Raw genomic sequence first — 12520 nt, forward strand, 5'->3', positions numbered from 1 at the left:
GTTAGAATCCGGTAAAGCCCCCGTAAAGCTGAATCAACACGCGAGTAATGTCCGTTAACTTGTCTGTATACAAGAGCACACCGAAAACGATCATGATGACTCCCCCAACCTTCATGAAGCGATCCGAATACTTGACGATCGCGCTCACTTTGCTGATAAAGAAAGTCATGATGAAGAAGGGAATCGCGAAGCCCAATGTATATGCCAAAGTATACGACAAGGCAAGGGACGGTTCGGATACACCCATCACGATGATTCCGGAAAGAATGGGGCCGACACATGGTGTCCAACCGGCTGCATACGTCATGCCTACCAGTATAGATCCAGTATACCCCAAGGGCCGGGCTTTTAAATCGACCTTCCAGGTGCGCATCATCCAGTCCATTTTAAAGACCTGCAGCATGATCAATCCGATGATGACAAGCAAAATGCCGCCAAGCTGCCGAATGAGATCCTGTTTGTCAACGAACAAACTGCCAATCCAGGATGTGGACAACCCCAAAGCGATAAAGATAATGGAGAAACCCACCATAAAGAACAGGGTATGGAGCAGTGCCTGTTTTTGGAACACAGCCTTGCCCTTCTTCACTTCATCCATCGTAACTCCGGTTATGTAAGAGAGAAAGGACGGGTAAAGCGGCAGGCAGCAAGGCGATATAAACGAGAGAAAGCCTGCTCCAAAGGCTAACAGAATAGAGATTTCGCCACTCATCGTTACCTCCACTAAAAGTTGCTTGTTGTACCTATTGTAACGAATCTTTCCAGAAGCCAAAAGCAGTCCTCACACTTTGTCTTAAATACGTGACATTTGAGACAACATAATTTTTGTTATGTAAACTAACTTGGTAACTCGTTCAGATTTTTAACCAAGCAGCTTCGAGCTCCCAGATCATTGACTCAGTAAAATTCAATACCAAAAAAAAGAGACGGAGCAACCCGTCTCTTTTCATGTCCTATTCTGTTTTTATTGGTTCTGAATGCTGACTTTGCTTCCATCTTGCAGAAGCGTCTGTCCTTTGACCACGACTTGATCGCCTTCGCTCAAACCAGAGACGATCTCAATCTGGTCACTGGAACCTTTTCCGGTCGTTACTTCGATTTGTTTCACGACATCGCCCTCGAGCTTGAATACATACTGCTTCCCGCTGCGCTCGAAAACTGCTGCGCGAGAAACGATCAGGCTGGAAGCACCCTCCGTACCAGCGGATGGGAAGGTAACCGTCACGACCATATCCGATTTCAGTTCATTCTTCGGATTCGGTATGGTGACTTCGACCGGATACGCCTTCATTTGCTGATCCATCACAGGACTGACTGCAGATACCTTTGCATCCAGCGTTTGTCCAGTAGATTGCACATGCACCTTAACCGGTGTACCGACTGTTACCTTTGTAATATCAGCTTCGGACAGATTTGCCTTTACAATCAACGAGCTGGTATTCACGACTACTACAACAGGCTGTTGACCGGCCATTTGACCGACTGCGCCGTTGACGCTGGAGATAAATCCGTCGATCGGAGACGTGACCGTCGCATTCGCCAACTGTTCCTTGGCGTTTTGCAAGGCGACAGACGCTTGCTGGACAGAAGCCTCAGAGACTTGAAGCCCCGTCTTCTTCTGCGCCGTTTGCAAATTTTGCTGCGCGTTGTCATAAGCGGTTTGCGCATTTGTCAGTTGGTTGTTGGCTTGCTCCATTTGTTGGGATGAGATCGCTCCTTGCGTAAAGAGGTTCTGCATCCGTTGCTGATTGAGTTTCGCCTCATTCAAGCTCAGTTCTGCCTGTTTCAAACCGTTTTGGGCTTGCGTCAGGCCTTGATCTGTACTGTTACCGGTCTGGTTCAGGTTTGCCTTGGCTACAGCATAGGAAGCTTCTGCCTGCTGTACGCCATTGATCAAATCTTGTTCATCCAATTTGAACAGAACTTGACCCTTTGTCACATGCTGACCCAGTTTGACTGGCAGGGAAGTAATTTTACCGCCCACTTTTGGCATGACTTGCACTTCTTCGACCGGTGCCAGCTTTGCTGTAATACCGGAATCAGATTCTACTGCACCTGTCTTAACCGAGTCGATTTGTACAGGGGTGACGGACTCCTTTGTTTCTTCGGCAGGTGCCGTCGTTTCCGGTTCTGGAGCCGAGCAAGCACCCACTACCAGCGATATGGCCAACAAGGCCAGTATGACAGGTTTTTTACTTCTATTCATAATGTCCCTCCTTCTCCGTGCGCACCTTACGATTCCAAAGCCGGAACGGTTTTCTGCTGTTTTTTCTGCAGTTTCTTTTGTTGCTTTCTCAGGCGTTTTTCCTTGCGTTTTCTGCCCATGTCATGGAACCATGAAGCGACTACAGGGACCAGCACGAGTGTAATCAAGGTCGAGAAGCTAAGACCAAAAATAACGGTGATGGCCATCGGCGCCTGCGTCTCTGTACCAGAACCTCCAGCAAAAGCAAGTGGTCCGATTGCCAGAATCGTCGTCAGTGTCGTCATCAGGATCGGACGCAGACGAACCGGAGCAGCATGCAGCAAGGCTTCTGACATCTCCCAGCCTTTTGCACGCAGCTGATTGACATAGTCGATCATGACGATGGCGTTGTTCACAACCAGACCAATCAGGAGGATGTATCCGATAAAGACGGACACGCTGATTGGAGTTCCCGTCACCAGCAAGCCAAGCAATACGCCGGAAATGGTCGGCGGAACCGAGAACATGATGATAAATGGACTGTACAAGGATTCAAACTGCGCAGCCATTACCATGTAAAGCAGTACGACAGACAAGAGTACTGCTAGCCCCAAGCTGGCGAAGGATTCCATCATATCCTCACTCTGTCCGCCAAAATCAATCTTATATCCATCAGGAAGGTTCAGATTTGCCAATTTCGCTTGAATTTCCGTACTGACCGAATTCAAGTCTCTGCCTTCCAGATCACTTGTAATGCTCACTTGGCGTGTCAGGTTGGTCCGGTTGATCGATACCGGGATATCTACCTTGCTGATCGTCGCCACGGATGACAGAGCGATTTGCGCTCCGCCTGGCGCGGAGATCCGCAAGTTGTTCAGGTAGTTGATGTCTTCCTGGTATTCTTCCGGAAGCTTCAGCTTGACATCAATTTCGTCATCACCCGTACGGTATTTCGTCACGGTCTGTCCCTGGAAGGAAGTACGCACGCTGGACAGGATTTGACCTGTTGTCAGCCCATACAAACTTGCTTTTTGGGCATCTACCTTCACTTCAAACTCTTTGAGTGATGCTTGCAAGCTTGTAGTGACGTTCGTCGTACCCGGGATGGTTTCAATTTCACCTTTGATGATATCACTGATGTCTCGCAGCACATCCAGATCGTCACCCGACAGGTTTACCTGGATTGGAGAACCGGTCGACATCGATTGGCTTGCGCTGACTGTGATTTCAGGACCCGCGATATGTTGCAGTTTTTGACGCATTTCAATCGCAATCGCATCAGATGAACGCTGTCTTTCTGTGACATCGACCAGCGTTAGCGTCACGCTTGCCATATGAGACGAGAGCGAGCTTGCCAGCGGTGAACCGCTGCTGCCGATGGAAGTCGAGACAATATCTTTCTCGGGGACTGTATTCACAATCTCTTCCACTTGTTTGGCAACCTTCTCTGTCTCAGCCAAAACAGTACCATTTGGCATCTTGATGGATATATTGACCTGGCCTTCATCCATGGCTGGAATAAATTCGGCCCCGATCATCGGTGTCAGAGCAAGGGAGCCCACCATCAGAACGACGGAGGAAATCATCACCGTTTTACGATGACCCAACGCCCATTTCAGCACGACACGGTATGCTTTTTCCAATTTTTTGAATCCAATGTTAAACCAGATTACAGGATTGATGCCCCGGTAATTCTTGATCTCGCCATGATCCGGCACTTTTTTCAGAATCCGCGAGCTTAACATTGGCACTAACAAGAGGGAGAAGACCAATGCCGCAATATGCGAATACACGACGGTCAAAGCAAGCGGTCCGAACAACTCGGCAGCAATCCCCTCGGTCATCGCGATTGGCAAGAATACGCAAATCTGAGCCAATGCGGATGCCATAACGGCTGTACCTACTTCTTTGGAACCGACCAATGCGGCTTCCATCATGCCCTTTCCTTGTTCCCTCTGTCGGAAAATGTTTTCCAACATAACGACCGCAAAGTCAATCAATGACCCCAGACCTAGCGTCAAACCGGACAAGGAAATCAGGTTGATCGTCTGTCCCGTCATGTACATCAACAGAAATGTCGCTACGATGGAGACAGGAAGAACGATGACTGCCACCAGCATCGACTGGAGACTGCCAAGGAAGAAGAACAACAGGATCATCCCGATCCCGCCACCCAGCAAGGCATGCTCTGCTGTGGTATAGATCGAGTCCTTGATGTACGTGGAGGTATCCATCGTCATGATGACTTCGATGTTCTCAGGCAACTCGGCCTTGATTTTTTCCATTTCTTTCTTGACTTGATCTGCTACTTCGATCGTGTTTCCGCCAGATGCTTTAATAATTGAAATTCCCAGACTAGGTTTTCCATTTACATAACTGATCTGGCTGACCGGCTCGCGCGTATCGTTAACTTGTGCGATATCGCTCAAACGGATCGAATTGCCGCCCACATTGATAGGAGTCAGGGCGATTTGCTCCACATTGTCGTACTCGCCTTGAACGCGGATGCTCAGTTTTTCATCACCCTCGCGAACAATACCGCCGGAACCGGACAGGTTGCTCGCATTCAGGGCTTGTGAAAGTTGATCCAATGTCAGTCCGTAGGCGGACAACTTGGCAGGATCAACGACGATATCAATGACGCGGCTCTGACCACCGCTGAGTGAAGCTGACGCTACACCGTCGATCCGCTCCAGACGGGATTGGATCAGATCTTCCGTCAAATCCTTCAAGCGGTTTACATCATCTTCCCCCGTAACAGCAAAGGTGATAATCGGCATGCTGTTCGGGTCAATCCGCAACACGCGAGGCGATCTTGCGGAGTCAGGCAAAGCTCCTCGAACCTGGTCCACTTTTTCACGCATGTCTAGTGTTGCCATATCCAAATCGGTTCCCCAGTTGAACATCAGGATAACCTGTGAAGCTCCTTCGATGGATACGGATTGAATTGAGTCCAGATTCGCCACAGTACCAAGTGCATTCTCAATTGGCTTGGTGACCAGCTTCTCTACCTCGCTTGGGGATGCTCCGTCAACGGAGGTTACCACGACAGCTACCGGAAAGTTCAATTCCGGCATCAGGTCAATCGCCAAGCGTGGAAGCGAAACGAAGCCAAAAATCATCATGGCCACCGTCAGCATGATCATTAGTACGGGGCGTTTAATCGATAACTCGGACACATTCACTACCACTCACCTCTTCCCAATCAGCTTGTTGCTTGGATGCTTGTTGCTTGTAATGAAAATGGCACGTGTCTGCGAGAAGAGTATGTACCAGCGTGAGATTCCGATCCCTTCTCTTCCTAAACCCGCGACCATTCATCAACCCCGTTTACACAAAATAAAGACACGTCTGCGACGCAAAGACGCAGACTTGCAAGGCCTCGTCCCCGCGATATTGACGAAAAAGTCATACGGATGCCAGGGCGAGGTGCTTCATTTCCTTTTTCATTCTAACCATCGAGTGGAAAAGTGAAATCTATCACATGGCTGTATATTTGTCTCGGGTATCTATCTAGAGATAGACGACACCCCATGCTAGAATGAAATTGGGTGTATAATACAGCGAAAGAAAGTAGGAAATCTCTTTGCTGAAAGGGTTAAAAGCCGCTCTTCATAAACGAATCATGATCATTTGGTTCACCGTCTTGATCGTATTAGCCTTGCTTCCCGATTCCTTCATGAGGGAAACACCGCTCCAATTTTCTATTACGATTGTCCTATTCTTAAGTTACATTTTTTTGTTTTGGTTTCCCAAAAAAAATTGGAAATCGTATTGGGCGGAACTGATTGCAGTCGCCATTGGCATTTTCTCTCTTTTAAAAGGACTCTTAGTAGGCGGAGAAGCTTACGGAATGATGATGCCGCTCGCCATTTTCATCGGCTATAATATCGGAACCAAACGCTCACATCTGTACGCAACCTTTTTTGCGATCGTTGCGACCTTGCTGCTCATTTTCGATACAGACTTACGGATTCAGCATATCGTTTCCTTTATTCTCTCGTACAGCGGTTGCTACCTCGGCTCCAGAGGCTACCGCATACAGAATGAAGCGTATGAAGCGAGCCAGCTCCATTACCAGGAACTCCAAAAAGCTCATGGTGATCTGCAGGAAGCGCATCGACAATTGCAGGAAGCCGCGATCGATACCATGCAGATCGCTGTTCTCGAGGAACGCACACGAATAGCGCGAGATATACACGATGCATTAGGTCACAGTCTGACTTCCTTGATCGTGCAGTTACACGCGCTCAAGTACATGCTGCATGAAGGACCTCCACAAGCACAGGAAGCGGTCCAAAATATGCTGGGAGTAGCCAAGCAAAGCCTGGAAGATATCCGTTCCTCTGTCCATACATTGGCAAGCGACAACACCTGGTTGGGACTAAATCCTCTGCGCGCTCTGGTCTCCCAGGTGGAAAAGCACACCGGGTTACAGGTGGAGATCATCACCGAAGAGTCGGAGGTGCCGCTTCCGCAGCAAATTACCATCTCGCTTTACCGCATTTTGCAGGAAGCGATAACCAATACGCTGCGGCACTCTGATGCCAAGCATTTGCAGGTGATCGTCGAGATGCGCGAACAAGACATTCGTCTTTGCGTCAAGGACGACGGCTCTATTACGAGAGACAATAAAATCCGGCCTGGCTTTGGGCTGACTGGCATTCAGGAGAGAATCGAGATGCTGAATGGAACACTTTCCTATTTTATCCGTGAACCCCATGGATTTCAATTAGAAGTGACAATTCCGACCAAAATTGGGGAAAATCCACCTGGAGAGGAGCAGAATGCAAATGGGCGAAGCAAGCAAACCTTCTAAGATAAAAGTCATTCTCGTCGATGACCAAAACATGATACGCCAAGGTCTGGGATACGTCATTCAGATGCAGCCGGACATGGAAGTGATCGGCGAGGCATCTGATGGAGTGGAAGCCGTGGAGCTGGTCTCCTCCCTCGCCCCAGATGTCGTGTTGATGGATGTACAAATGCCGAAGAAATCCGGAATCCAGGCGACGAAAGAAATTGTCCAAATGCATCCAGAAATCAAGGTGTTGATTCTGACCACCTTCGATAATCATAACTATGTCGTGGAGGGGATTCGTGCCGGAGCTGTAGGGTATATGCTCAAGGATGCCGATTCACAGGAAATGCTGGATCTGATCCGGCGAGCCAATCAAGGCGAGGCCCTGTTCCATACGGTTACGGCCGCTAAAGCACTCGCGGAGGTTCTGCACTCTCAAAGCAATCATGCGCAGAGCATCGTTGACCAGTCGTTTCTGCTGGATGAGCTGACTGAACGGGAACTGGACGTCCTGCAACAGCTCGCATATGGCTACCGCAATGATCAAATCGCACAAAACTTGTACATCTCGGAAGGAACCGTTAAAACACATGTGCATCGTATCCTGCACAAGATGGGTGTGGAGGACCGTACGCAAGCGGTGGCAAAAGCGCTTCGCCACCGTCTTGTCAAGTAAGCCTCGATCTGTTTAAACGAAGTTGGTTCAGCTTTTACAAAAAAATCGCCTCTTTTGAGAATGAGAGCTTTACTCTCCACTTCAAAATGGCGATTTTTCTATTTGTCTTAGATAAGGGGAAGCCTCACTTCAAATCGGGCACCACCTAGACGTGCGGAATTGTCAGCTGATATCCTGCCTCCATGGTCAGCAATGATACGTTGGGTCATCGATAATCCCAGACCAGTTCCTTCTGCTTTGGTCGTATAAAAAGGAATGAACAAATTTTTTTTAATTTCCTCTGAAAGACCGGGCCCATCATCTTCGATCGTGAAAATAATATCTTTCCCCGTCTCGCGCGCCTGGACCAAGACCAGCTGTCCTCTGGAATGGATCGCTTCCAATGCATTTTTTAGAAGATTGAGAAAAACCTGTTTAATTCGCGCCCGATGACCCTTGACTAGCCACTTCCTTTCGGTCACGTCGACCTCCAGACGAATCCCCCTGCGGTTCGCTTCGGGTTCCAGCAGACGTACGACGCTGTATAGCTCCTCCATAACCGGGAAGGGCTCAGAGACAATATGGCTGTCGCGATAGCGTGCCAGAACAAGAACGTCATTTAACAACTCATTGATTCGCTCCACTTCCATCAGGATGACAGAGTAGTACGAACCGCGGAATTGATGATCATCCTGCTCGCGCAACAACTGGATAAATCCTTTTATCGAAGTCAGGGGATTACGAATCTCATGGGCCATGCCTGCTGCTAGCTGCCCTACGGAAGCCAGTGCTTCGCTCCTCGTCAATTCCTCTTCATTTTGCTGGGAATCCGCGAGTTTTCTTACGAGTGCCATTCCTCCATAGATTCGATCCTCATACGTGATCGGACACGTGCTGATCGTCAGCCACCTCCCCTGGTACTCCATCAGGTAATGGCCGGATTCTCCGCGTTCTATCACCCATTGTATATATCGTTCACTTTCGTCAAATGTAATGATCTCATCCACGTTTTTTCCTCTGATCTCTTCTCTGTCAACTCCGAACATTTTTGCGAACAGAGGATTAATCTCCAACACTTTCAAGCGATGATCGATCATGAGGATAGCCATCTCGTTTGACTGCATGATCAACTGGATGAGGCCGCGCAGGATCACATATGCTTCGGATTCCTCAACAGATTCCAGGACGAAGGGCTTGTATGACGAAGCAGTCGGAGGAAAAAGAGAATGAGGGAACAATTCAAGGATGCGATTCATAACGAGATCGAACATTTCATACAAGGAGAGTCGGATGTTCGCATACTGCAAAACATCCTCCGGGGTTTTGGCCTGTTGGTTCGCATGTTTCTGCAACTGTTCCATCACTACATCTCTACATACACGCAACGGCTCGATATAGAAGAGGATTGGCGTATCCTTCAAGCCGTATTTTCTGACAAAGCGATAGACTTGACGCTCCAATGTGCTAAACTTTCCTGTTTCCAACACTTCAATCAAGTGCTTCATAAATAGTGCAACCGTAGATTCAAACCTACCTCTCTCCTCCGGATGGTATAGGGAAAAAGGGAGACGTCGGGACAGGATATGCAGGGACATTGCCGTCATATCAGGGACCATTTTCATAAGATCCAACCATATTCGCTTATTCAAAGCCTCCGGCTCCTTTGTCATGATTCATTCTTCTCAGAATTACATAGCAGAATTTTCAATCTCTTTTATGTATACCTTTTATATTGCGCGAAAATTAGGTCAATGTAAAGTGGCGTGATTTTTAATCTGGATCAAAAATCACGCCAGGATTCCCTTCGTCAAGCATTCGCAAATGCTTTTACTTCATAATTGCGCAGATCAGATTTCACCGGACTGTTCGGGTTGGTACCGGTGTGGGCGCGCTTGAATGCTTCGCTCTCCGTCCAATTGCGAAAGTCCTGTTCACTCTCCCATTTGGTGAACACGATGTACTCGTCTCCTTCGGCTGGAGCCAGGAACAGAAATTCCTTGAACCCTGGTACGTCCTTCATGCGCTCGCCTCCCTGCGCGAATGCGCGTTCCAGGTGGGACTGATAATCTGCAGGAACCACTAAACGATTCATCGAGACATACATCTGCGACACTTCCTTTTTCGATTGTTTACTAGTTTAGTATACGCCATTCCTTGGAATTAGAAAACTTGGCTGCACCAAAAACAAAAACCGGTGACGTCAGGTATCACGTCTCCGGTTGGTTTGTTGCTCCAGCATGATATCGAGCAGCAGGATGTCCTGCAGCGGTTCCTTGGGATCTGTCGTCAAGAGCGCAGAGACAGCAGCCATCGCGCATCGTACAGCGTGATAGGAATAAAAGGCGTCTCTTTCCGCATCACTAAACAAGGACAAATCGGAACGCTCTTGGACAGGATAGGGAAAATCCGTCTCCACGCCTGCGCGATCAAGTACGATCAACGCCTGCTTGATGGCGACGAGAGCCGCACTCACACTGATGCCGTATTCGACACGCAGCTCATCCCAAACCTGAAAAGCGGATCGTTCCACTCGCTCTTGATTCGGCCTGGTAATGATCCCTGATTTCCGCCCTTCCTTGAGCAGCCAGTCCACATAGATGTCATGTCTGGGTGGATAGGCGTACACCTGCAATTTCAACTCCAGCTCACTCGGATGATCCTTGGCAAAACGGGCATGGGACAACGACATCTCATAGCGCCGCGAAGGATGGCCAGGGACAGTGACAAAAACCGTATCCTGCCGGATCGCGGCGATTTGCAGTTTTGTATGTGCAGGAATCCTTCCCTGGGGCGCTTTATCCCTTCTGATGTTTCCCGGTATCAATTCGGAACCAAATTGATGGTATTCAAGCGGAGAATCAATCCAGGGAATCGGCTCCCGATGCATCACTTCGTACAGACCGTTGAACGTCACCCATTCACCCGGGCGGCGTTGACAGCGAATCAGAACTTTGTGACGCTCCTCTTCCGGGGAGACCTCCGCTTCCGTATCCTCAGCCTTCGGGTGCAACCGCTTATGCTCGATCAAGGAGCTATCGTTCAGAGTCAAACGTTCCAGCAACTCCCGTTTGCTGACCCACTCATATCCAATTCGATAGATCCGGTTTTTCATGGTCTCCACCACCTTTGATGCCTGATTACATGATTCCCTGTACTTTGTTTACCGTACCATATGAATGTACGGACCTGTCCGTGCTAGACAGCAGTTACAATCCGCACGAGTGACGCCGCTGCTTCTCGGGGCGACGCTGCACGGCTGATCGCACTGATGATAGCTACACCGTCAGCACCGGCTGACATGATTTCTCCCGCATTGGCAAGGGTAATTCCCCCAATTCCGACAATCGGCAGATCTTTTCCGACTGCCTCCCGAATCTCCCGCAAGCCTGCAGGTCCGATCGGCTCTCCAGCGTCTGCTTTTGATGTCGTGGCGAACATGGCCCCAACTCCCAGGCAATCAGCGCCGCCTGCTTTCGCTGCCAGGGCTTCTTCTACGTTACCTGCCGAGATACCGATATATATGTTCTCCCCGACAGCTGCACGCACCTCATTCAAGGCCATATCATCCTGTCCGACATGGATGCCATCCGCTTGCAGCCGAATAGCCAGGTCGACATCGTCATTGACAAAAAACAGGGCGTCGTATTGCCTGCATAAGCGTTGCAAAGCTCTCGCCATTTCATAACGCTCTTCGTCCGAAAGCCTGCTTCCTTTATCACGAAGCTGCAGGCTGCCTGCACCTCCGCGCAGTGCCTCTTCGCTGACCCGCAGCGTCTCCTCTGCTGAAAAACCGCAATCCTGAGATCCAACCACGAAATATACGCCAAGCTTTTGTCGCAGTCTCTCCTGATTTTTCATTACCTGATCTCCTCCCATAGGTCCAATGCTTGACGATAGGCGGCCGTTTTTTGTCTCACATCATCTGCCGCTGTAATTCCCGACAGCACCGCTACCCCTGTACAGCCCGCCTTCAATAATTCAACGGCATTCTCGGGCGTCACACCTCCAATACCGATGACTGGCGTGCGCAATGCCGCTGTGATTTGCTTCAGCTCCTCGATGCCGCGCGGTTCCAGATCTGGCTTGGAAGCACTGGAATACACATGGCCGTAGATCAAATAATCAGCGCCTTCTGCTTCTGATGCTGCGGCCTCGTCATAGGAGTGGACGGATCTGCCGAGCCACTGATGATCTCGTACGACCCTCCTGGCTTCCTGGACAGACAAGCTGTGGTAAGCGAGATGCGCCCCACGGCACCCGACTGCTGCCGCGACATCCGTCCGGTCATTTATCAGGAGACGATCAAGCGGCATCACTGCAGACAAAGCCATCGCCCAATCCATACATTCGCGCGCCGTCCGCTGCTTTTCCCTGATGTGCAGATAATCCATCCCGCCGGCATAAGCCAGCTCCGCGATGCGCAAAACCTCCGCCAGGGGCTGCTTGCCGCTGGTGATGACATGAAGCTCAGGCTTTTGCCGCATCTCCTCCGCCACCCCCAGACAACGCTGTCAAACACTCTTGCAGCCACTCCATCATACGATCTTCATTTTGCGGTGCGCGAGCGAGCATTTCTACAATCAAACGACGCAGAAAAAAGGATTGCTGCAGCGTCAGGGGAAACGTAATCGTCCGTGGTTTTTTCTCCTGTTTTTCCAGGGTGTCCACTCCGGCCAACAGGATATTCGCGATGGACTCAATCAGTTCATGCAAGGATTCTGTTTCTTTCAACTCATCATAACAGCCGTCAAACAGACGGCATAATAGTAAAAATGCCTGTGACGACATAGTCACCGGCTGAACATCCTCTATGGGTTCCGGCATCTTTTTGTCCCTCCATCCCTTGAAACAACCTCTATTATACCATTTCAACCTGAGA

The 12520-nt window shown here is 49.5% G+C and carries 11 protein-coding genes; 2 read left to right on the top strand and 9 right to left on the bottom strand.

The window, feature by feature from the left end; all coding sequences use genetic code 11:
* Position 1: 1 nt before the first annotated feature.
* The 3 genes from T458_RS41425 to T458_RS41435 all read right to left on the bottom strand — a co-directional run bounded on the left by T458_RS41425 (position 2) and on the right by T458_RS41435 (position 5370).
* Entirely contained in the window at positions 2-712 is a 711-nt protein-coding gene (locus tag T458_RS41425) for a cytochrome c biogenesis CcdA family protein (RefSeq protein WP_023556952.1), read from the bottom strand.
* Between the two features lie 252 nt (positions 713-964).
* Positions 965-2206, bottom strand: a complete 1242-nt coding sequence (locus T458_RS41430; RefSeq protein ID WP_023556953.1) for an efflux RND transporter periplasmic adaptor subunit — start codon at positions 2204-2206, stop codon at positions 965-967.
* A 26-nt stretch (positions 2207-2232) separates the two neighbouring features.
* Complete coding sequence (locus T458_RS41435; protein WP_023556954.1) at positions 2233-5370, bottom strand: efflux RND transporter permease subunit; 3138 nt, start codon at positions 5368-5370, stop codon at positions 2233-2235.
* Between the two features lie 401 nt (positions 5371-5771).
* Between T458_RS41435 and T458_RS41440 the strand changes: the two genes are divergently transcribed.
* Both T458_RS41440 and T458_RS41445 read left to right on the top strand, forming a co-directional pair.
* Positions 5772-7004 (top strand): sensor histidine kinase, encoded by a 1233-nt coding sequence (locus T458_RS41440; RefSeq protein WP_023556955.1) that lies wholly within the window; start codon positions 5772-5774, stop codon positions 7002-7004.
* Positions 6979-7662: a response regulator gene (locus tag T458_RS41445; RefSeq protein ID WP_031305794.1), complete on the top strand. Its 684-nt coding sequence runs from the start codon at positions 6979-6981 to the stop codon at positions 7660-7662. Before T458_RS41440 ends, T458_RS41445 begins: the two co-directional genes overlap by 26 nt.
* Before the next feature lie 107 nt (positions 7663-7769).
* On the opposite strand, the gene T458_RS41450 is transcribed toward T458_RS41445, so the two are convergent.
* The 6 genes from T458_RS41450 to T458_RS41475 form a co-directional block, all read right to left on the bottom strand.
* Entirely contained in the window at positions 7770-9290 is a 1521-nt protein-coding gene (locus T458_RS41450) for a two-component system sensor histidine kinase NtrB (protein WP_171819385.1), read from the bottom strand.
* 158 nt (positions 9291-9448) lie between these two features.
* Complete coding sequence (locus tag T458_RS41455; RefSeq protein ID WP_252989831.1) at positions 9449-9733, bottom strand: antibiotic biosynthesis monooxygenase family protein; 285 nt, start codon at positions 9731-9733, stop codon at positions 9449-9451.
* A 108-nt stretch (positions 9734-9841) separates the two neighbouring features.
* The gene (locus tag T458_RS41460; protein WP_023556959.1) at positions 9842-10753 is read right to left on the bottom strand and encodes a hypothetical protein; all 912 of its coding nucleotides are present in this window, start codon (positions 10751-10753) and stop codon (positions 9842-9844) included.
* Between the two features lie 83 nt (positions 10754-10836).
* On the bottom strand, positions 10837-11499 hold the full coding sequence (thiE, locus tag T458_RS41465) for a thiamine phosphate synthase (protein WP_023556960.1): 663 nt from the start codon (positions 11497-11499) through the stop codon (positions 10837-10839).
* Positions 11499-12125, bottom strand: coding sequence for a thiamine phosphate synthase (locus T458_RS41470; protein ID WP_023556961.1), 627 nt, complete (start codon positions 12123-12125; stop codon positions 11499-11501). Before T458_RS41470 ends, thiE begins: the two co-directional genes overlap by 1 nt.
* Positions 12109-12465, bottom strand: a complete 357-nt coding sequence (locus tag T458_RS41475; protein ID WP_023556962.1) for a hypothetical protein — start codon at positions 12463-12465, stop codon at positions 12109-12111. The genes T458_RS41470 and T458_RS41475 overlap by 17 nt, the downstream gene beginning before the upstream one ends.
* Between the last annotated feature and the right edge of the window lie 55 nt (positions 12466-12520).

The organism is Brevibacillus panacihumi W25, from assembly GCF_000503775.1.
GTDB lineage: Bacteria > Bacillota > Bacilli > Brevibacillales > Brevibacillaceae > Brevibacillus > Brevibacillus panacihumi_A.

What these genes read in the sequence shown, in the direction of transcription:
- T458_RS41425 (WP_023556952.1), bottom strand. Translation starts at nt 712, where the DNA reads ATGAGTGGCGAAATCTCTATTCTGTTAGCCTTTGGAGCAGGCTTTCTC.
- T458_RS41430 (WP_023556953.1), bottom strand. Translation starts at nt 2,206, where the DNA reads ATGAATAGAAGTAAAAAACCTGTCATACTGGCCTTGTTGGCCATATCG.
- T458_RS41445 (WP_031305794.1), top strand. Translation starts at nt 6,979, where the DNA reads ATGGGCGAAGCAAGCAAACCTTCTAAGATAAAAGTCATTCTCGTCGAT.
- T458_RS41455 (WP_252989831.1), bottom strand. Translation starts at nt 9,733, where the DNA reads ATGAATCGTTTAGTGGTTCCTGCAGATTATCAGTCCCACCTGGAACGC.
- T458_RS41460 (WP_023556959.1), bottom strand. Translation starts at nt 10,753, where the DNA reads ATGAAAAACCGGATCTATCGAATTGGATATGAGTGGGTCAGCAAACGG.
- thiE (WP_023556960.1), bottom strand. Translation starts at nt 11,499, where the DNA reads ATGAAAAATCAGGAGAGACTGCGACAAAAGCTTGGCGTATATTTCGTG.
- T458_RS41470 (WP_023556961.1), bottom strand. Translation starts at nt 12,125, where the DNA reads ATGCGGCAAAAGCCTGAGCTTCATGTCATCACCAGCGGCAAGCAGCCC.
- T458_RS41475 (WP_023556962.1), bottom strand. Translation starts at nt 12,465, where the DNA reads ATGCCGGAACCCATAGAGGATGTTCAGCCGGTGACTATGTCGTCACAG.